This window comes from Actinomadura sp. CNU-125 (assembly GCF_001942465.1).
Taxonomy (GTDB): Bacteria; Actinomycetota; Actinomycetes; order Streptosporangiales; family Streptosporangiaceae; genus Spirillospora.
Genome location: NZ_MKJY01000332.1, coordinates 16,915 through 35,552, shown reverse-complemented (window position 1 = coordinate 35,552; position 18,638 = coordinate 16,915). Strand labels below are relative to the sequence as shown.

Sequence of the window (18,638 nt, the reverse complement as noted above, 5' to 3'; positions counted from 1 at the left end):
CCGTGCCGAACCCCCGGTCGGCTGCGCTGACCGCGGTCTTCCTGGTGATGGCGATCTTCTCGGCGCCCGCCGCCCACGCGGCCGCGAATACCTACGAGAAGCTCCGCAGCGAGGCTACGAAGGCTCGTGAAGAGCTGGAGAAGGCCACGGCGGAGATGAAGGACCGCAAGCAGGCCCTCGAAGAGTCGCAGGAGAAGCTCCGCACCACGCTGAAGGCCCTCGCCGTCGCCGAAGCCGAGCTCAACCGGATCCGTGAGCCGGTGGCCCGGCTGGCGAACACCTCGTACCAGCACCCGGACGCCACCGGATACCTCGCCGTCCTCGGCGGCGGGAACCCCGTCCAGGTGCTGCGGTCGACGACGGACGTGGCGATGCTGGCGCAGACGCAGCAGTCGCTCGTGGACCGTGCCGACGGCCTCCAGCGCCGCCACAAGGAACTCGTGTCGACCCAGCAGGAACTCCAGTCGAGCAACGCGGTGGAACAGGCCCGCGTCGAGCAGGACGTCTCCTCGCTCAAGAAGCGCTCCGCGGACCTCACCGAGAAGCTCAACGCGCTCCTCGGCAAGCTCCCCAGGTCCAAGCAGGTGCAGCTCAAGTGCGACGAGAGCCTGGTCGCGGAGGCGAAGGGGTTCCCGAACGGGCTGATCCCGTCCAAGTACCTCTGCGACCTTCCGCAGTCGGGCCACGAACTCCGCGCCGACGCCGCACTGGGCTTCTACAAGCTGAACACCGCCTACAAGGAGCGGTTCGGCCGTGAGATGTGCGTGACGGACGCGTACCGCAGCCTGTCCGAGCAGCACAGCGTCTACGCGCGCCGCCCCGGCTTCGCGGCCGTCCCGGGCACGAGCAACCACGGCAAGGGGCAAGCCCTCGACCTGTGCGGCGGCATCCAGAACGCGGGGTCCGTCCAGTTCAACTGGATGGAGGCCAACGCCGAGCAGTACGGCTGGTTCCACCCGGCGTGGGCCTACAGCAATCCGTTCGAACCGTGGCACTGGGAGTACGGGACCGACAGCGCCCACTGACCTCAGGCGGGCGCCTGGACGGGCGCGACCTCCGCGGTGCAGAACTGGCAGCGGCGGGCCTTGACCGGGATCGTCCCCAGGCACTCGGGGCACTCCCGCTCGGTGACCTCCTTGTTGCGGTCCATCCGCTCGATGATCTTCGACATCGGCAGCACGACGAAGAAGTAGACGATCGCCGCGGTGATCATGAACGCGATCGCCGACGTCAGGAAGATCCCGTACGGGAACTTCGTCCCGTTGATCGTCACCGCGAGGCGCGTGTAGTCGGGCTCGCCGCCGATCAGGGCGATCAGCGGAGTGATGAACGAGTTCGCGAAGTCCTTCACCAGACCCGCGAACGCCGCGCCGACCACGAACGCGACCGCGAGGTCGACCAGGTTGCCGCGTAGCAGGAACTTCTTGAAACCACCCATTGATCGCTCCAGTCGTCGGGGGGAACGCGCCCGCACGGGACACGTCGGCGTGCCGTCCGAGATCCAGACGGTGCGCGCCAGAACGGTCACGGATCGTATTGTCATGACCCCCCTTCCGCCAAGTCGACCACCGGGTTCCGATCGGCGCTCGTGAGCACGCCGTTCTCCCTTCGAGGTTATGGACTATCGCGTCCATAACCTTCGCGGGTATGGACTGTTCGGTCAAGAATGATGGCGGCGTGCAGCCAGGGAGGCGCCCCGAGGGCTCGGGGCGGGCGGCGGGGTGGGGCGGTACCGGTCGGCGGCCGAGCCGCTGCTACTGCGCCGGGGCGGGCAGGAGCCGCGCCAGGGCGGTCCGGGCCGCCGCGGTGAGCACGTCGATGTCCGTGCCGGTGCGCCCGAGCGCGATGAGGCCGAGTTGGGCGACGAGGACCGCGCGGGCGGTCTCGGCGGGGTCGGTGTCGGGGGCGAGGTCTCCTTCGCGCCGGGCGCGCTCCAGCGCCTCGGTGAGCGTGGCGGTGATCGCGTCGTAACTGCGGCGGGCTTCGGCGGCCACGTCCGGAGCGCTGGTGGCGAGTTCGGCGTTGCTGTTCGCCAGCAGGCAGCCCCGGCGCGCGACCGCTCCGGTCGGGTCGCCGGTCGGGCCGAGCACGAACTCGCGCACGAGGTCGATCCCCCGCGCCGCGGATTCCAGCCGCTCGCGCAGCATCAGCAGCTTCGCGTCGTCGTAGTGGCGCAGTGCCCGCAGGAACAGGCTGCGCTTGTCCCCGAACGCCCCGTAGAGGCTGCCTTTGCCGAGCCCGCTCACGCGCAGCAGGTCGTCCATCGACGTCGCCGCGTAGCCCTTGTCCCAGAACTCGTCGCGGATGGCGAGAATCACGCGCTCTTCATCGAACTCACGAGGTCGGGGCATGCCCGCACGATACAAGTTTTGGACCGTTTGGGCCACAATGGATTCCCGGCGCCGTGATCACTGGTGAGATTCGCCTTGGGGAGGCGCGGTGGCGTTCGGTGGGCAGCCCGGTGGGGACCACGCCACGCGCGCGCTCGCGACCCGAGCGGGAAGGTACTCAAGACGACGCGGCTGGGGGAGGGACGCTCGACGCGCGCGGGTGGCGGGATGCGGTGGGCAGGTTGTTCTTTGTGGTGGCGGTGCGTTCAGGTGGTGATCGTTACCGATAGGTCCGTTCTTGTTCCGGCCAGGGCGAGGGCCTGGGATTTGTTCGTTGCGAGGACGATCAGGGCGCCTTCTCGGGTTCCTTTCTCGGGCGGGGGAGGGACGGCGATCACGGGGACCGCGGACGCCACCACGCGGGCGGTGTCCCATGGTGTTCCGGCGGGGTGGACGTACCCCCCGCCACGGCCGTCGCGACCTCGGGGAACGCCGCGTTGAACCGGGTCCGGCGGCGGGACGCCAGCGGCACCGCGCCCGGGGGCGACGGCGTGCGCCGGTCGTGTGGGGAGGGGCGGGCGGTCGTGGGCGGTCCGGTGTGTCGGGGTGAAGGGCGGTTCTTCGGGTGACGAGTCGGGCGGGGCCGCCAGGACGTCGATGCGGGCGCCGGTGCGGACCAGGCGGACGGTGTCGGCGTCGGCGATGCGGATCGGGGTGGCGACCTTGTCGGGGCCGTAGCCGCGCAGGAGCCGGTCGCCGATGACGCGGGCGTCGGTGAGCGGCTCGCGCGGCGCATGGGGCCCGCGAGGACGCGGCGGCCGCGCGGAGCGGAGGGCTCCGGACGGGACGGCGTCGGGCGGGAGGGAGACGGGACGGACGTCCGGACGGTGTCAGGGTCGCTCCGGCGGGGAGGTCGCGGGCGGCGGCGAGGACGCGGACGACCGGGGGCGGGCCGGGGCGCAGGGTGAGCAGGGCGAGCCATGCGGCGGCCGCGGCGAACAGGGTCGCCAGCGGCCGGCGCAGGCGGGCCGATCGGTTCACGGTAGGACCAGCGGGAGGTCCATGCCGTCGAGGACGCTCGGGCAGGCGCAGTCTCGTTCGGTGGGCAGCGCGGTGACGATGTCGGCGATGAGGGTGCGGAGGCGGCCGATGTTCTCGCCGAAGACGCGCAGGACCTCGTCCATCGTGACGCCTTCTCCTTCTTCGATGCCGGCGTCGAGGTCGGTGACGAGGCAGAGGGACGTGTAGCAGAGGGCGAGTTCGCGGGCGAGGACGGCTTCGGGGTGGCCGGTCATCCCGATCAGCGTCCAGCCCTGGGAGGCGAACCAGCGGGACTCGGCCCGGGTGGAGAACCGGGGCCCCTCGATGACGACCAGGGTGCCGTCGTCGGCCGGGGCCCAGCCGGTGGAGCGGGCCGCTTGCAGGGCGGTGCGGCGTCCGGCCGGGCAGTACGGGTCGGAGAACGAGACGTGGACGGCCGCGTCCGCGTCGTAGTAGGTCTGCGGGCGTCCGGACGTGCGGTCGACCAGCTGGTCGGGGATCGCGAGGGTGCCGGGGCCGAGGTCGGGGGTGAGGGCCCCGACGGCGCTCGGCGCCAGCACCTGTTCGACCCCGAGGGCGCGCAGCGCCCAGAGGTTCGCGCGGTACGGGATCTTGTGCGGGGGATACCGGTGGTCGCGGCCGTGCCGGGGGACGAACGCGACGCGGCGTCCGGCGAGACCGCCGACGGCGATGGGGTCGCTGGGCGGGCCGTAGGGGGTGTCGACGTGCACTTCCTCGATGTCGTCGAGGAAGGAGTAGAAACCGGAGCCGCCGATGACGCCGATGGAAGGTGTGGTTGACATGTGGCCGACATTAGTCAGCGGGGGAGGAGGGGCGTGAGGCGGAATCGGATTGTGGATAACTTCGGGCGGGGCCGCCGGGACGGCGGTCCCCGCCCGGGATATCAGCGGACGAGCTCGTGCACTCTGGGCGTTTCGCTGACCGGTTCTTCGCGGGCGAGCCGGCTCGGCGCCCAGATGCGGCGGCCGATGTCGTGCGCGAGGGCGGGCAGCAGCAGGGAGCGGACGATCAGCGTGTCCAGCAGGACGCCGAGGGCGACCGCGAAGCCCAGCTCGACCATGAACACCAGCGGCAGCGTCACCAGGGCCGCGAACGTGGCGGCCAGGACGAGGCCCGCCGAGGTGATGACGCCGCCGGTGACGGTCAGGCCGCGCAGGATGCCGCGCCGGGTCCCGAGCGACTGCGACTCCTCTCTGACGCGGTGCATCAGGAAGATGTTGTAGTCCACGCCGAGCGCCACCAGGAAGATGAACGCCAGCAGGGGGAACGACGCGTCGGCTCCCTCGAAGCCGAAGACGTGCTTGAAGAACAGCGCGGAGGCGCCCAGGGACGCCAGGAACGACAGGATCACCGTCGCCATCATCAGCAGGGGCGCCACCAGCGCGCGCAGGAGCAGCACCAGGATGACGAACACGACGACCAGGACGATCGGGATGATGACGAGGTTGTCGCGGGACGACGCCTCGTTGATGTCCACGGTGGTGGCGGTGGTGCCGCCCACCTTGGCCTCGTCGGGCACCGCCGCGCGGAGGCGTTCGATAGTCTGTTGCGCGGCCTCGCTGTCGGCCGGTGCCCGCAGCGTCGCTTCGTACTGGACCAGGCCGTCCGCGGTCCGCGGCGCACCGACCCCCGCGACGCCCTCGGTGCCGCGCACCGCCGCCGCCACCTCGTCCGAGGCGGACGCCGGGGCGATGATGACGGCCGGGGAGCCCGACCCGCCGGGGTAGTGCTCGGACAGGACGCTCTGGCCCGCGATGGAGTCGGGACGCCCGGTGAACATCCCCTCGTTCGACAGCCCGGTGGCGTTGAGGGAGAGCAAACCGAACGTGAGACCTGCCAGAGCGACCGTGGTGACGGTCCAGAGCGCGCGCGGGCGCTTGCCCACGAAGGCGGAGATCCGGCTCCAGACGCCGTGCTCGGCCTCGTACGCCTCCGGCTGCAGGTACTTGGCGTCGTAGCGGGGGATCAGCGGCCAGAACAGCCAGCGTCCGCAGACGACCAGCAGCGCCGGGAGCAGCGTGAGCATGGCCGCGAGCGCGGTCAGCACCCCGGCGGCGGCGACCGGGCCCATTCCGGCGGTCGAGTTCATCGTGGCGATCAGCAGGCACAGCAGCCCTGCGGCGACGGTCGCGGCGGACGCGATGAGCGCCGGAGCGGCACGGCGCAGCGCGAACGCCATGGCTTCGTGCCGGTCTTCGTGCCGGTGCAGTTCTTCTCTGTATCGAGCCACGAGAAGCAGGGCGTAGTCCGTGGCGACACCGAAGACCAAGACGGTCAGGATGCCCGCGCTCTGCCCGTTGACCGTCAAGTCCGCGTACTTGGCCAGCAGGTAAACGAGCGACTGTGAGAGCCCCAAGGCGAACAGCGCGCTGATGACCGGGACGAACCAGAGGGTCGGGCTGCGGTAGATGAGCAGCAGCAGCACGATGACGACACCGCCCGCGGCCAGCAGCAGGAACCCGTCGAGGCTCTCGAACACCTTGAACTGGTCGGCGCCCGCACCGGCGGGGCCGGTGACGTGCCCTTCGAGGCCGGGCGGTCCGCGCTGGACGAGCTCGCGGGCGTCGTCCACGGCCTGGACGAGCGTGTCCTCGCCGGTGAGCGGGACGAGCACCTGCAGCGCCTTCCCGTCCTCGGACGGTACGGGGCCTTGCACGGCCTCCGCGCCGGGCAGCGCCTTGAAGGCCGCCATGTCCTCGGAGACCGCCGCCCGGTCCGCCGCGGTGATGCCGGACGGCCGTTCGTAGACCACGACGGCGAGCATCGGCTCCTCGGCCCGGAAGCGCTCCTGCAACTCGACGACCTGCGTCGACTCGGCGCCGCCGGGCAGCCAGGACGCGGCGTCGTTCTCCTCCACGTCGCCGAGCTTTCCGGCGAGCGGGCCGAGCGCGGCCAGCAGGACGATCCACAGGGCCAGGACGGCCCATTTGGTGCGCCGGCCGGCGATCCACCCCGCCAGGCGACTCGGTCGGGCGCCTGCCGGCGCCGGGCTGCGTTCGCTCATGATTCCTCTCCCGTGCTCCTCAAAGCGGGGCAAATTCGAGATATATCGCGTGCTACCGGCTCAGAGTCCCCCCGTCGATGAGAGCTGTCAAGTACTATCTCGACTTTGGGGGGACGGCGCCCGCCGCGACTCGGTCGGCCCGCCGCGCGTACCGTCCCGGGCCGTCGGCACGTTCTTTCCGTTGCGACCATGCTCGCCGGAGAGCGGGCGCTCGCGCGTCGGGCGCGGGGCGGGAATCGCGGTACGTCAGGAGATGCAAGGCCGAGCCCCGCGTTCATCCTGGAGGAGTACTCGCGGCGGCGTACCGGTACGTCCGGATACGACGAACCCCTGCCTCCGGCGGTGGTGGAGGCAGGGGTGCAGGCAGGCGTGGAGACAGGCGTGGAGGAGCGTCGGCGCAGACGCCGAAACGGATGAGGGCGACGGCCGTACGGCCGATGCCCTCATCCGTTGCCGAAGCTAGGCGACCTTTTCCTTCGACGACGAACCGGAGTCGCCGCCCGACGAGGAGGACGAGGAAGAAGACGAGGACGAAGCCGACGAGTCGGACTTCGTGGAGCCGTCGCCCGAGGACGACGAGGACGCCGACGAGTCGGACGAACCGTTCGACGATCCGCCGGACGAGGAGCTCACGGTCGACTTGCCGGAGCCGCGGCTGTCGGTGCGGTAGAAGCCCGACCCCTTGAAGATGATCCCCGCCGCGGAGAAGACCTTGCGCAGCTTGCCCTCGCACGCCGGGCAATCGGTCAGCGCGTCGTCGCTGAACTTCTGCACGACCTCGAGAGGCTCGCCGCACTCGGTGCAAACGTACTGATACGTCGGCACGGTTCCTCCTAGCTGACTCAGCCCGGCGGGTGGCTCGGACTGGCACTCACTCTGAACGACTGCTAAATGGTACCCGTGACTGGAACAGGATTCGTCCCCGGTCTGTTCCCGGTCTGCTCAGGGGCCGTCCCCGGGCAGGTCAAGTGCCGGTTTCGCCGAACCAGCCGGCCAGCTTGCCGCGGCGGCTCACCGCGCGCAGGCGGCGTTCGGCGGTCTCCCGCACCTGCTCGGTCGTCACGACCAGGAGGGTGTCCCCGGCCTGCAGCCGGGTGGTGGGTACCGGGACGAAGCTGGACGCGTTCCGCACGACGAGCGTGACGGACGCGCCCGCGGGGAGCCGGAGCTCGAAGATCTCCACGCCCGCCAGCCGGGAGTCCGGCGGGATCCTGACCTCCAGCAGGTCGGCGTGCAGCTCTTCGAGGGGCGCCGCCTCGACGTCCAGCTCGCGCGTCTCGTCGTCGCGTTCGAGCCGGCACAGCCGCGCGACCAGCGGCAGCGTCGGCGCCTGCAGCATGGTGAACACCACGACGATGTTGAAGATGATCGCGAAGTTGCGGTCGGAGCCGGGCAGTTGCTCCACCATCGGGATGGTGGCGAGGACGATCGGGACGGCGCCGCGCAGACCGGCCCACGAGATGAACATCCGTTCGCCCCACGGGATCCGGAAGCCGAGCGTCGAGATCAGCACCGACAGCGGACGGGCGACGAACAGCAGGATGGAGCCGATGACCAGGGCCGGGATGATCTGCGCCGGGAGGTCGCCGGGGGACGCGAGCAGGCCGAGCATCACGAACAGCCCGATCTGCGCCAGCCAGCCGACGCCCTCGGCGAAGCCGCGCGTGGCGGGACGGTGCGGGAGGCGGGCGTTGCCGAGCACGACGCCGCAGACGTAGACGGCCATGAACCCGCTCGCGTGCATGATCGACGTCGCGCCGTACGCGCCGACCGTCATCGCCAGGACGGCGATCGGGTAGAGGCCGGAGGCCGGGAGGGCCACGCGGCGCAGCGCCTGGGCGCCGAGCCAGCCGATCCCGACGCCCATCGCGACGCCCATGGTGAGCTCGTAGACGAGCATTCCGGACAGTTCGAGCAGGTCCGGGGCGCCCTCGCTGGTGGCGAGCGCGATGACGATGATCACGACGGGGGCGTCGTTGAAGCCGGACTCGGCCTCCAGCAGGCCCGTCACCCGGGAGGGCAGCGGGAGCCGGCGCAAGACGGAGAAGACGGCGGCGGCGTCGGTCGGCGCGAGCGCGGCGGCGAGCAGGAAGGCGGTGCGCCAGTCGAGGCCGAACAGCCAGATCGCGGGGAGCGCGACGATGACGATGCTGAGCAGCGTCCCGACCGTCGCGACGCTGAGCGCGGCGGGAACGGACGGCTTGACGTGCCGCCAGCTCGTGGTGAGACCGCCCTCGGCGAGGATCAGGACGAGCGCGGCGAGCCCGAGCGTCTCGGCCAGCGCGGCGTCGTCGAATCGGATGTGGAGGGGGCCGCCTACGCCGATGAAGAGGCCGAGGCCCATGTACGCGAGCAGGGTCGCAGCCCGGCCCGGTGCGACAGCCGGACCGCGACGATGGCGCTGAGTACGAGCGTGGCCCCGAGGAGTAGCCAGATGTCGAGCTGCACATCCCACCCTTCGCGGGGTCGTCAAAGTTGATCGTTTAGGGATCCTACAGATTAAGCGCCTATTTCCGCATTTCGGATTGACTGACGGAGCCCCCGCGACATCCCTACGACATCCCTACGACCCGGCCTTAACGCCGCCTGACCTGCGGATCTACCCCGTTGACGACGTTCTGCACGCCGTCGCCGCGCACCGCCGCGGCGATGTTGTCCCGCACCATCGTCACCAGGTTCAGCTGCGACCGGTCCGAGCCGCCCGCCAGGTGCGGCGACAGCAGCACCCGGTCGTGCGACCGCAGCGGATGATCGTCCGCGAGCGGCTCGGTGTCGAACACGTCGAGGGCCGCACCGCCCAGCCGTCCCGTCTCGAGGGCCGCCAGGACGGCGTCGTCCGGCGCGATGCCCCCGCGCGCCACGTTCACGAGCAGCGCGCCGTCCGGCAGGAGCGCGAGCCGGTCCGGGCCGAGCAGCCCGCGGGTCTCGTCGGTCAGCGGGACGGCGAGGACGAGCACGTCGGACGAGGCCACGAGGTCGTCCAGTTCGCGGTAGGTCGCGGACGCCTCGGGGCGCGGGCGCCGCGTCCAGTACGAGACGTCGCAGCCGAGCGCCTGGAACAACCGTGCGGTTTCGGCGCCGATCGCACCGAACCCGACGATCCCGACGCGCTGTGCGTGCAGCTCGCGCGGCCGCCGCGCGACGATCTCGGCGTCGGCGAGCGCCGCGTGCAGGCCCGCCCGGTCGGCGGACTTCGGGAACCGCACCTCGACGGCGTCGCCGAGCGGGGCGAACAGGCCCCGCATGACGTCCTCGCCGATCGGGGGCAGGGACAGGGTCCGCCATGGCGCCGTCATCTCGAACCTCCAGGTGAGCCGAACGTCGATCGCGTTCCGGAATGTCGCGATCTTCCCGCCGAGTCACCTTATGCGGACGTCCGGTTCCGGCCACTCTGCCGGACACGTCCAGGTCAGCCGAAGCGCACCAGCCCCCGCGACGGCGTCGCGACGGCCCGGACGCGCCGGTCGTGCGGCTCCGCGGGCAGCGCCGGGACCAGCTCGTCGTCGTACAGCAGCGCGACCGTCAGGATCGCGGGGCCCACCCGGGCGAGCGCCCGATCGTAGGACCCGCCGCCGCGGCCGAGCCGCATGCCCGTCCCGTCCACCGCCACCGCCGGGGTCAGGACGACGTCCGCGCTGGCCACCGCCCCGGGACCGCGCGGCGGCTCGGTCGGCTCCAGGCAGCCGCGCGGGCCGGGCGCGAGCGAGTCGGGGCCCTCGTAGGACGCCCAGTCGAGATCGCCGTCCGGCAGCAGGCGGGGCAGCAGCACGTACGTCCCGCGCTTCCACAGGGCGAACAGGAGCCCGCGCGTGTCGGGTTCCGGCCCGACCGAAACGTAGGCGGCGATCGTCCCGGCCATCTCCACTTCGGGAACCGTCAGCAGCGCGTCACGCAGCGCCCGGCCCGCTTCCGCGCGCGCTTGGGGCGCCATTGTGGCACGGTTACCCAGCAGTTCTGTGCGTAGTCCGCTCTTCGTTCCGATGTCGTGCACGCTGTTGTCCTTGAGGCTTACTAAGGTCTCTACATGACTGATATCGCACCCGTGACCAAGGCGGTCGTTCCGGCGGCCGGGCTCGGTACCCGATTCTTGCCCGCCACCAAGGCGACGCCCAAGGAAATGCTGCCCATCGTCGACAAACCGGCCATCCAGTACGTCGTCGAAGAGGCCGTGGACGCCGGGCTCAGCGACGTTCTCATGATCACCGGCCGCAGCAAGCGCTCGATCGAGGACCACTTCGACCGAGCCTACGAGCTGGAGGAGGCGCTGCGGGCCAAGGGCGACGACGGACGGCTCGCCGCGATCCGCGAGTCCAGCGAGCTGGCGATCATGCACTACGTCCGGCAGGGCGAGCCGCGCGGCCTCGGGCACGCCGTGCACTGCGCCCGCCAGCACGTCGGGCACGAGCCGTTCGCCGTCCTGCTCGGCGACGACATGATCGACGCCCGCGACAAGCTGCTGCAGCGCATGATCGAGGTGCGCGGGCAGTACGGCGGCAGCGTCGTGGCGCTGATGGAGGTGCCCGCCGACCAGGTCTCCGCCTACGGTTGCGCCGCCATCGAGGCCACCGGCGAGGACGACGTCGTGCGGATCAGCGACCTCGTCGAGAAGCCGTCCGCCGAGGAGGCCCCCAGCAACTGGATCATCATCGGCCGCTACGTCTGCGACCCGGCCGTGTTCGACGTGCTGGAGAAGACCCCGCCCGGGCGCGGCGGCGAGATCCAGCTCACCGACGCGCTGCGGACCCTCGCCGACATGCCCGCCGAGGGGGGCGGCGGCGTGTACGGGGTGAAGTTCCGCGGGCGCCGCTACGACACCGGCAACAAGCTCGAATACCTGCGCACCGTCGTGGAGTTCGCCGCCGAACGTCCCGACCTCGCCAAGGACTTCGTGCCGTGGCTGCGCGAGTTCGTCCGGACGCACGACGGCGTGGGCGGTGACGGGAACGCGTGACGGCGCGTCACACTTGAGGCCATGAGAACGGTCGACGAGCATCTGAACGACATCCTCGGCAGCGTCCCCGTGCTGCCGCCGCTCGACCTGGCGCTGCCGGAGGCGCGGGGCGCGGTCCTCGCCGAGCCCGTCTCCGCGCCCGTCCCGCTGCCTCCGTTCGACAACTCCGCGATGGACGGCTACGCCGTCGTCGCGTCCGACGTCGCGGGGGCCACCGAGGCCGCCCCGGTGACGCTGCCGGTCATCGGCGACGTCGTCGCGGGCGACCCGGCGGTCTCGGCGCTGCGTCCCGGGCTCACCGCCCGGATCATGACCGGCGCGCCGATGCCCGCCGGGGCCGACGCGGTGATCCCGGTCGAGTGGACCGACGGCGGGACGGCGCACGTCCGGATCGTCCGGTCCGCGCCGTCCGGGCACTACATCCGGCGGGCGGGCGAGGACGTCCGCGCGGGCCAGGTCGTCGTGGACGCGGGCACCCGGCTCCGCGCGCCGCAGCTCGGCATGATCGCCGCGGTGGGCCGGGCCCGGGTGACGGTGCGCCCGAAGCCGCGGGTCGTGGTCGTCTCCACTGGGGACGAACTGCGCGAACCGGGCAGCGGCCTGGACCACGGGCAGATCTGGGAGTCCAACAGCTTCATGCTGACCGCGGCCGTCGACGAAGCGGGCGGCATCGGCCACCGCCTGACCACCGTGGACGACGAGCCCGGCTCGGTCAGGAAGATGCTGGAAGACCAGCTAGCCCAAGCTGACGCGATCGTCACGTCCGGGGGCGTCTCCATGGGTTCCCGGGACGTGGTCAAGGAAGTGCTCACCGGCACCGGAACCGTGAAGTTCCACAAGGTGGGCATGCGCCCCGGCAAACCACAGGGATTCGGCCTCCTGGAAGGCACCCCCATCTTCACTCTCCCTGGGAACCCGGTCAGTGCATACGTGTCGTTCCAGGTGTTCGTCCGCCCGGCCCTACGCGCCATGCAGGGGCTCCCGCCGGAGCCTTTGCCCACGGTAAGAGCCGTCCTGGCCGGCGACATCAACTCGCCCGCGGGCCTCAGGCACTTCCTGCGCGGGCGCCTCACCTACGGCGAGGACGGCTACATCGTCGACCCCGCCGACGTGCAGGGCTCGCACCAGCTCGCGTCCCTCGCCTCCGCCGACGCGCTGATCACGGTGCCCGAAGAAGCACAGGCCCTTCCCGCGGGCAGCGTCGTCCACGTGATGAGATTGCCCGCATGACCGAGTTCTCCCACCTCGACGACCAGGGCGCGGCCCGCATGGTCGACGTCTCCGCCAAGGACGTCTCGGCCCGCACCGCGACCGCCACCGGGTTCGTCCGCCTTTCTCCCGAATGTGTCGCGGCCCTCCGGTCGGGCGACGTCCCCAAGGGCGACGCCGTCTCGGTCGCCCGCATCGCCGGGATCATGGGCGCCAAGCGCGTCCCCGACCTCGTCCCCCTCTGCCACCCGATCGCGCTGCACGGCGTCACCGTCGATCTCGCGATCGAGGACGACGGGGTGGCGATCACGAGCGTCACCCGCACCGCCGACCGCACGGGCGTCGAGATGGAGGCCCTCACCTCCGTGAGCGTCGCCGCGCTCGCCCTCATCGACATGGTCAAGGCCGTCGACCCCGCCGCCGTGATCACCGACGTCCGGGTGGAGGAGAAAACGGGCGGCAAGCACGGAAGGTGGAACCGATGAGGGCGATGGCCGTCACCGTCTCGAACCGGGCCTCCGCCGGCGTGTACCCCGACAAGTCGGGCCCAGTCCTGGTCGAGATGCTCTCCGACCTCGGCTGCCGCGTGGACGGCCCCGTCGTCGTCCCCGACGGGGAACCCGTCGAAGACGTCCTGCGCGACGCCGTGGCCCAGAACTACGACGTCGTCGTCACCACCGGCGGCACGGGCCTCACCCCCACCGACCGGACGCCCGAGATGACGAAACGCGTCCTGGACCGGGAGATCCCCGGCATCGCCGAGGCCATCCGCATGGACAACCGCGACAAAGTGCCCACCGCGATCCTCTCCCGCGGTCTCGCGGGCATCTCCGGCCGGACCCTCATCGTCAACCTGCCGGGCTCCACCGGCGGCGTCCGCGACGGAATGACCGTCCTCGGCCGCGTCCTCGCCCACGCCGTCGACCAGATCCATGGCGGCGACCACAAAAAATAGCGTTCAGGCGCCACACCAGGGAATCATGGAAACGTGGAACGAATGCGGGGATGGCCGGTCACCCTGACCGAAGGTCCCGTAGGACTGCGCCCGCTGCGGCATCGCGACGCCGCCGTCTGGCGCGAACTGCGGGTCCGCAACGCCGACTGGCTGCGCCCCTGGGAACCCACCAACCCCGAAACACCGCTGTTCCGCAGCGGTCTCGGCCCCTACGTCAGCATGGTCCACACCATGCGCCGCGAGGCCCGCCAGGGCCTCGCCCTGCCCTGGGTCGTCACCCACGAGGACGACTTCGTCGGCCAGGTCACCATCGGCGCGATCGTCTGGGGCTCGGCCCGCTCCGCCCAGATCGGCTACTGGGTCGACCGCCAGGTCGCCGGCCGCGGTGTGATCCCCACCGCCGTCGCCCTCGCGGTCGACCACTGTTTCTTCACCGTCGGCCTGCATCGCCTCGAGGCGAATATCCGCCCGGAGAACGCCGCCAGCCGTCGCGTCGTCGAGAAACTGGGATTCCGCGAAGAGGGAATTCGCCGCCGCCACCTGCACATCGACGGCGCCTGGCGCGACCACATCTGCTACGCCCTCACCGTCGAGGACGTCCCCGGTGGCCTGCGCTCCCGCTGGCTCGCCGACCGCCGCCGAGCATTTCCCCGACACTGACTTTCGCCTCGTAAATATCCTGCGCCGTCGAAGTGTCGGCAAACGGAGAGTAACGGCGCGATCGATCTCGCGACACACCGCCCCTTATGCTCGTCAACCTCTGACACCGGCTCGTACCGTGCGGGGCGTGACCCTGCTCCCAATGCACGTGCGCGAGCCGAAAGTCGGCCCGCGCCATAGGCGTGCCCCGGGGGTGGTCCGATGAGCAGTGCCGTCCTCTACCTCGCCATCGTCGCCGTCTGGGCCGTCGTCCTCGTCCCCATGTGGCTCCGCCGCGACAGCGAGAAACAAGAAGACTTCGACGAGGAGCACACCGAACCGGAGCCGCGCCGCGTCCCGTCCCGCGCGAAGGTCATCGCCCGCCGCCGCCGCCGCACCGCGGGCCTCACGGCCCTCCTCGCCACCACCGTCACCATCGCCGCCTTCGGCGTCGCACCGTGGTGGATCATCGCCCCCGCGGCCGTCCTGCTGGCCGGCCACCTCTCCCTCCTGCGCGTCGCCGTCGGCATGGACGCCGCCCGCCGCGAGGCGACCGCCCGCGCCCGCGCCGCCGCCGCCCGCCGCGCCGCCGAGACCGTCCCCGAACCGGCCCCGGCCGAACCCGCCGAGATCATCGAACTCCCCACCCCCGAGGAAGTCTTCGACCAGTACGCCGACGACCGACGCGCCGTCGGCGAGTGACCGGATGGCGCGAACACCCTCCAGAGTTTGCTAACCTAAACACGTCCTTGGGGCTGTAGCGCAGTCCGGTAGCGCACCTCGTTCGCATCGAGGGGGCCAGGGGTTCAAATCCCCTCAGCTCCACCAAGGAACACCAGGTCAAGGGCCCGATCGGAGACTACTCCGACCGGGCCCTTGATCGTTTGTCATCAAGATGTCATCAAGGACCCGGCACCACCAGATGACACGATCCTGCTATCGCCCACCAACCTCGCCTCACCTCCGCGGCTGGAGAGCGGATTGCCACAACCCGGCCACCATCACGCAAAGCCAGCGGTACCGTACGGTGCGTGCCTAGCCCATTTCCCTCGCTAAAGGCGTCGGCCATGCTGAGGGTGCTGCAGAAGCTCGGGTATGAGATCGTCCGCCAGCGGGGATCTCACAGACGGATGGAGTGCGAGGGAAGACCCCCGATCACCTTCGCGTTCCACGACAGGCGGAGCCTGACAACCACCGAGGTACGGGGCATCCCGGTGAAGCAGGCAGAGCGCAGCTTCGAGGGGACCTCGGAGGTGGCACAGGATGGCTGATGCGATCCACGTGATCGTCCGGTCGACCGAGGACGGCCTGTACGTGTCCTCGCCGCAGGCGCCCGGGCTCGCCTACGGCCCCTCCTCGCTGTCCGAGCTGCGGGCAGGCATCGACGAAGTCCTCGCCTTCCACTTCGATCGACCTGGCCCGTACCAAGTGGTGGAACACCACGAGCGTCACTACGACGTCGCCGGAGGCGAGCTCGTAACTCGCATCGCGCTCGACGAGCACCGCCAGGAGCGTCAAGAGGTCTACGCAAGACTGGGGCGAGCACTGACGGTGCCAGACCAGGCCCGATCTCTCGTAGAGACCCCGGTCAACCGTGTCGGTGAGGCTGTCTACGTGTGCGCGGTGCCCTCCGACACCATCGGCTGGCTGGCGGACCAGTTCGACCCACGAGGAGACGCCCTCACGGTCGCTGTAGCCGTCGCAGAGCCCTTTATCGTCACCGTGCCGTTCACGTATGGCGAGGAAGACCCGGTGCTCGGCACTGTGGGGATCACCCAGGAGGGCTATACGCTCCAGTCCACGCTGGGCGAAGTCCTCCGCGAAACCCCCATCGTCAAGCCGGTGAGCACCCACCCCCCATCGTCGCTTGATCTCATCGCCTAGGCATAGAAGCGGTGAAGGTGCGGTGGGACTGGTGTGTTGCCGGGTGCTGCATACGGTCGTCGTGGGGCAATGAGGACCGGCCAAGGAACAGCGGATCGGGCTTATTCTCGTGGAGAAGTTGCGATCCCCGTAGGGGCGATGAGGCACCCAGAGGGCTGGACATCGACCACATCGTCCCCCTCGCGTTGCGATCCCTCATAGGGGTGATGAGGACACCGACCGCACCATCGACATCACCTGGCCCGACCTGTTGCGATCCCTCGTAGGGGCGATGAGGACGCATCGCGGCCATGCAGGAGGCGCTCGGCAAGCCGGAGTTGCGATCCCTCGTAGGGGCGATGAGGACTCAACTGGGCCTACGCCCGCTGGTGGCACGACCACAAGTTGCGATCCCTCGTAGGGGCGATGAGGACCCCATGGTAAAGCCGCTGGCCGGGTGGTGCTTCGACGGCTGTGCGTGGGGCTTGTTTGCAGCGAACCTCCGGTCGTGCATGAAACATCGGTGGTTCGCTGAAATGACCACGGTCGATCTTGGAGCGGACACCGCTACAGCATCTCAACGGACCTGGCCGGGGAGGGGCGGTGAGGTCACTGGGAAGGCCAAAGGGCAGCGGACAAGAGGTTGGTGGCTTCGAGGGGCGGCAGTCCGTCATCGAGTTGGCGGAGGCGGTCGTAGACGGTGCGCATCGCTCCGCGGTCCGGAAGGTACTGCCCGCCTGCGGCCTTCTCCAGGACGGTCAGAGTGCTGGCCAGACGCAAGGCCCCGACCGGGGTGCCGCCGTCGCCGAGAAGGCGCAGCCGGTTGGTTTCCGCCTCTGCGATACGCGCGCCGGGTCCGTCATCGATCAGCACGATTACGTTGTGGCCGGCTTCGGCGGCGACGACCGCATGCGCGATCACCATCGTCTCACCGAGATCCTTCGACTGCCGCAGCCGCTCCTCCATGGGGAGCCGGGTGATTCGGTGGACGACTGCTGCCAGCTCCGGGGTCACGTCGTCGGAGAGGACCTGCATGTAGCGTTCGGGCAGCTTGTTCCAGACCCTCTCGGCATTCCGGAACCGGCTGTCCTGTCTGGACTTGCGGAGCAGTTCGTCCCTGACGGTCTCCGGTGCGCACAGGGGCCCGAGAGTCCCGATGAGGAGGCGCTCCTTGTTGATGGAGAAGAAATTCAGTCCGGGACCGCGTCGATGATGGGCCGGTGACTCACCCTGCGTCCCGCCCGGCCCCGTCGTCGTCCCCTGTGGCGTCGTCCAGGTCGGACAGGTCGACGTCCACATCGGGAAGATCGGCGGCCCTGGCCCAGGTGACAGTGGAGTTGGCGGGCTCGACGCCAGCCTCGCGCAGGTCGGCCTCGGCTTCCGCAAGCGTGACGCCTCGCAGGGTGGCTATGGCCTGAGCGGGCAGCACTCCGATCGCGTAGCCGTTGATCGCACGAGCGAGTAGCCGCTGCGGTGTCCGCCGCTTACCGGATTCGGCCTGCAACGCGTGGTACTGGTCGATCCACCCGAACCGGGCCGCCAGTTGGGGAGTGTAGAACTCACCCCACTGCTCGCTGGTCGCGTGGTCAATATATCCGGCCTGCTCAAGGGCGATCGCGGCGATTGCAGGAGATACCAGGAACCGCTGTACCACTGCCGACAGCGACGCCAAGGTCAACTCCTGCCGGTCTTGCAGGAACTCGCGCACCCCCTCGACGGGGACGAGGAGGTGCCGGGCGAAGGCGCGGCACCTGTCCTCCCTCGGAGATGGCTCGCTCCAGTCTCCCACCTCAGCGTCGATCCAGTCCTCGAAGAGGACATGGGCGAGTTCGTGAGCGAGTGTGCTGCGCTGCCGCATCGGGTTCTCGGTACGTGCGACCCCGATGAACACGACCCCGCGATCCGGGTCTCGCATCGCCAGGCCGTGCTCGTCCGGACCCGCGTCGAGTACCGCCACGTCCACCCCCGTCGTTTGCTCGATGACCGTCACCAGGTCCCCGAGCGGCTGCACCCCCAGGCGATGCTCACGACGGAATTGCTGCGCGGCGATGCGGCCTTCCGTTTCGGTGTTCACCGTGCTCCGGTCTCCAGATCAGACCGTCGCGGGAACGGCCTGGTCGTCCAGGTAGTCGTTCAGTTCGAGGAAGCCCAGCAGCGCCTCGCGCATCCCCTCCATACCGCAGCCATTCGTTGCCCGCGCCGCGTACTGCACGCGCTCCGTCACCGTCCCGGTGCCGGTCAGTTGCGGGATCGTGTGGCCGGTCGCCTGAGCGATCTGCACAATCTCCGGCATCTTCGCCACCCTGTCTCCGGAAATGATCCGGGAGAGAGTGGACTGGGAGATGCCCGTTGCATTCGCGAGGGCACGCTGGCTCAGCCCAGCCGCCACGCGGGCGCGCTCGATCAGCACGCCGACGTCCGTCGTTGCCATGACCACCCCTGAATCACTATATCGCTCTGTGATTCAGTCTAGTTCCGTCCAGCATTACCGGCAACTGTGAGGTCTTCTCACCTCCAGTCTCGGAGGCCGGTCCGTGCGGCTGTGTCGAGGTGGCGGACGGCTTATCGAGATCATCGGCCAGAGGCCGGTACCCGAATGCAGAGGCGCTGGTGTAGGAGGATGGG

20 protein-coding genes and 1 tRNA gene are annotated in these 18,638 nt (G+C 70.0%); 10 read left to right on the top strand and 11 right to left on the bottom strand.

The genetic code is table 11. The annotated features are described in order from the left end of the window. Positions 1 to 2 precede the first annotated feature (2 nt). Positions 3 to 1,025, top strand: coding sequence for a D-alanyl-D-alanine carboxypeptidase family protein (locus BJF79_RS31565; protein ID WP_083734279.1), 1,023 nt, complete (start codon positions 3 to 5; stop codon positions 1,023 to 1,025). 2 nt (positions 1,026 to 1,027) lie between these two features. Here the strand turns inward: BJF79_RS31565 and mscL are convergent, their stop codons facing one another. From mscL to BJF79_RS31525, 8 genes are all read right to left on the bottom strand, one after another. Beyond that, the gene (mscL, locus tag BJF79_RS31560) at positions 1,028 to 1,438 is read right to left on the bottom strand and encodes a large conductance mechanosensitive channel protein MscL (RefSeq protein ID WP_075902924.1); all 411 of its coding nucleotides are present in this window, start codon (positions 1,436 to 1,438) and stop codon (positions 1,028 to 1,030) included. A 316-nt stretch (positions 1,439 to 1,754) separates the two neighbouring features. After that, on the bottom strand, positions 1,755 to 2,318 hold the full coding sequence (locus BJF79_RS31555; protein ID WP_262402805.1) for a TetR/AcrR family transcriptional regulator: 564 nt from the start codon (positions 2,316 to 2,318) through the stop codon (positions 1,755 to 1,757). A gap of 1,049 nt (positions 2,319 to 3,367) precedes the next feature. Further along, entirely contained in the window at positions 3,368 to 4,174 is an 807-nt protein-coding gene (locus BJF79_RS31550) for an S-methyl-5'-thioadenosine phosphorylase (RefSeq protein WP_075902920.1), read from the bottom strand. A 101-nt stretch (positions 4,175 to 4,275) separates the two neighbouring features. Continuing rightward, the gene (locus tag BJF79_RS31545) at positions 4,276 to 6,396 is read right to left on the bottom strand and encodes an MMPL family transporter (RefSeq protein WP_075902918.1); all 2,121 of its coding nucleotides are present in this window, start codon (positions 6,394 to 6,396) and stop codon (positions 4,276 to 4,278) included. Positions 6,397 to 6,855: 459 nt separating this feature from the next. Further along, entirely contained in the window at positions 6,856 to 7,221 is a 366-nt protein-coding gene (locus tag BJF79_RS31540; RefSeq protein ID WP_075902916.1) for an FmdB family zinc ribbon protein, read from the bottom strand. Positions 7,222 to 7,360: 139 nt separating this feature from the next. After that, complete coding sequence (locus BJF79_RS31535; protein WP_143220462.1) at positions 7,361 to 8,740, bottom strand: potassium/proton antiporter; 1,380 nt, start codon at positions 8,738 to 8,740, stop codon at positions 7,361 to 7,363. 232 nt (positions 8,741 to 8,972) lie between these two features. Beyond that, the gene (locus BJF79_RS31530; protein WP_075902914.1) at positions 8,973 to 9,692 is read right to left on the bottom strand and encodes an NAD(P)-dependent oxidoreductase; all 720 of its coding nucleotides are present in this window, start codon (positions 9,690 to 9,692) and stop codon (positions 8,973 to 8,975) included. Positions 9,693 to 9,805: 113 nt separating this feature from the next. Beyond that, on the bottom strand, positions 9,806 to 10,387 hold the full coding sequence (locus tag BJF79_RS31525; protein WP_075902912.1) for a 5-formyltetrahydrofolate cyclo-ligase: 582 nt from the start codon (positions 10,385 to 10,387) through the stop codon (positions 9,806 to 9,808). 33 nt (positions 10,388 to 10,420) lie between these two features. On the opposite strand from BJF79_RS31525, the gene galU reads away from it, so the two are divergent. The 9 genes from galU (at position 10,421) to BJF79_RS31480 (ending at position 16,034) form a co-directional block, all read left to right on the top strand. Beyond that, a complete protein-coding gene (gene galU, locus BJF79_RS31520) occupies positions 10,421 to 11,347 on the top strand; it encodes a UTP--glucose-1-phosphate uridylyltransferase GalU (protein WP_075902910.1) in 927 nt (308 codons plus the stop codon). 21 nt (positions 11,348 to 11,368) lie between these two features. After that, the gene (gene glp, locus BJF79_RS31515) at positions 11,369 to 12,577 is read left to right on the top strand and encodes a gephyrin-like molybdotransferase Glp (protein WP_075902908.1); all 1,209 of its coding nucleotides are present in this window, start codon (positions 11,369 to 11,371) and stop codon (positions 12,575 to 12,577) included. Continuing rightward, positions 12,574 to 13,041, top strand: coding sequence for a cyclic pyranopterin monophosphate synthase MoaC (gene moaC, locus BJF79_RS31510; RefSeq protein ID WP_075902906.1), 468 nt, complete (start codon positions 12,574 to 12,576; stop codon positions 13,039 to 13,041). Before glp ends, moaC begins: the two co-directional genes overlap by 4 nt. Then, positions 13,038 to 13,511: a molybdenum cofactor biosynthesis protein B gene (locus BJF79_RS31505; protein ID WP_075902954.1), complete on the top strand. Its 474-nt coding sequence runs from the start codon at positions 13,038 to 13,040 to the stop codon at positions 13,509 to 13,511. Before moaC ends, BJF79_RS31505 begins: the two co-directional genes overlap by 4 nt. A 42-nt stretch (positions 13,512 to 13,553) precedes the next feature. Continuing rightward, complete coding sequence (locus BJF79_RS31500; protein ID WP_075902904.1) at positions 13,554 to 14,171, top strand: GNAT family N-acetyltransferase; 618 nt, start codon at positions 13,554 to 13,556, stop codon at positions 14,169 to 14,171. Between the two features lie 201 nt (positions 14,172 to 14,372). After that, complete coding sequence (locus tag BJF79_RS31495; RefSeq protein ID WP_075902902.1) at positions 14,373 to 14,852, top strand: hypothetical protein; 480 nt, start codon at positions 14,373 to 14,375, stop codon at positions 14,850 to 14,852. A 49-nt stretch (positions 14,853 to 14,901) separates the two neighbouring features. After that, positions 14,902 to 14,978 (top strand) — tRNA-Ala (locus BJF79_RS31490). Between the two features lie 239 nt (positions 14,979 to 15,217). Beyond that, complete coding sequence (locus BJF79_RS31485; protein WP_075902900.1) at positions 15,218 to 15,421, top strand: type II toxin-antitoxin system HicA family toxin; 204 nt, start codon at positions 15,218 to 15,220, stop codon at positions 15,419 to 15,421. Further along, the gene (locus BJF79_RS31480) at positions 15,414 to 16,034 is read left to right on the top strand and encodes a hypothetical protein (protein ID WP_075902898.1); all 621 of its coding nucleotides are present in this window, start codon (positions 15,414 to 15,416) and stop codon (positions 16,032 to 16,034) included. The genes BJF79_RS31485 and BJF79_RS31480 overlap by 8 nt, the downstream gene beginning before the upstream one ends. Before the next feature lie 588 nt (positions 16,035 to 16,622). Here BJF79_RS31480 and BJF79_RS31475 read toward each other — a convergent pair. The 3 genes from BJF79_RS31475 to BJF79_RS31465 all read right to left on the bottom strand — a co-directional run bounded on the left by BJF79_RS31475 (position 16,623) and on the right by BJF79_RS31465 (position 18,444). After that, positions 16,623 to 17,048 carry a hypothetical protein gene (locus BJF79_RS31475; protein WP_262402804.1) on the bottom strand — a complete coding sequence of 142 codons (426 nt, stop codon included), beginning with the start codon at positions 17,046 to 17,048 and terminating at the stop codon, positions 16,623 to 16,625. Positions 17,049 to 17,238: 190 nt separating this feature from the next. Beyond that, positions 17,239 to 18,087, bottom strand: coding sequence for an ImmA/IrrE family metallo-endopeptidase (locus BJF79_RS31470; protein WP_075902896.1), 849 nt, complete (start codon positions 18,085 to 18,087; stop codon positions 17,239 to 17,241). A gap of 18 nt (positions 18,088 to 18,105) precedes the next feature. Further along, entirely contained in the window at positions 18,106 to 18,444 is a 339-nt protein-coding gene (locus BJF79_RS31465) for a helix-turn-helix domain-containing protein (RefSeq protein ID WP_075902894.1), read from the bottom strand. Positions 18,445 to 18,638 lie beyond the last annotated feature (194 nt).

Bases quoted from the DNA above. Each gene is read 5' to 3' on its own strand.
- mscL (WP_075902924.1), bottom strand. From the start codon at position 1,438: ATGGGTGGTTTCAAGAAGTTCCTGCTACGCGGCAACCTGGTCGACCTC.
- BJF79_RS31550 (WP_075902920.1), bottom strand. From the start codon at position 4,174: ATGTCAACCACACCTTCCATCGGCGTCATCGGCGGCTCCGGTTTCTAC.
- BJF79_RS31545 (WP_075902918.1), bottom strand. From the start codon at position 6,396: ATGAGCGAACGCAGCCCGGCGCCGGCAGGCGCCCGACCGAGTCGCCTG.
- BJF79_RS31535 (WP_143220462.1), bottom strand. From the start codon at position 8,740: ATGGGCCTCGGCCTCTTCATCGGCGTAGGCGGCCCCCTCCACATCCGA.
- BJF79_RS31530 (WP_075902914.1), bottom strand. From the start codon at position 9,692: ATGACGGCGCCATGGCGGACCCTGTCCCTGCCCCCGATCGGCGAGGAC.
- galU (WP_075902910.1), top strand. From the start codon at position 10,421: ATGACTGATATCGCACCCGTGACCAAGGCGGTCGTTCCGGCGGCCGGG.
- glp (WP_075902908.1), top strand. From the start codon at position 11,369: ATGAGAACGGTCGACGAGCATCTGAACGACATCCTCGGCAGCGTCCCC.
- moaC (WP_075902906.1), top strand. From the start codon at position 12,574: ATGACCGAGTTCTCCCACCTCGACGACCAGGGCGCGGCCCGCATGGTC.
- BJF79_RS31505 (WP_075902954.1), top strand. From the start codon at position 13,038: ATGAGGGCGATGGCCGTCACCGTCTCGAACCGGGCCTCCGCCGGCGTG.
- BJF79_RS31500 (WP_075902904.1), top strand. From the start codon at position 13,554: ATGCGGGGATGGCCGGTCACCCTGACCGAAGGTCCCGTAGGACTGCGC.
- BJF79_RS31495 (WP_075902902.1), top strand. From the start codon at position 14,373: ATGAGCAGTGCCGTCCTCTACCTCGCCATCGTCGCCGTCTGGGCCGTC.
- BJF79_RS31485 (WP_075902900.1), top strand. From the start codon at position 15,218: ATGCTGAGGGTGCTGCAGAAGCTCGGGTATGAGATCGTCCGCCAGCGG.
- BJF79_RS31480 (WP_075902898.1), top strand. From the start codon at position 15,414: ATGGCTGATGCGATCCACGTGATCGTCCGGTCGACCGAGGACGGCCTG.
- BJF79_RS31475 (WP_262402804.1), bottom strand. From the start codon at position 17,048: ATGCAGGTCCTCTCCGACGACGTGACCCCGGAGCTGGCAGCAGTCGTC.
- BJF79_RS31465 (WP_075902894.1), bottom strand. From the start codon at position 18,444: ATGGCAACGACGGACGTCGGCGTGCTGATCGAGCGCGCCCGCGTGGCG.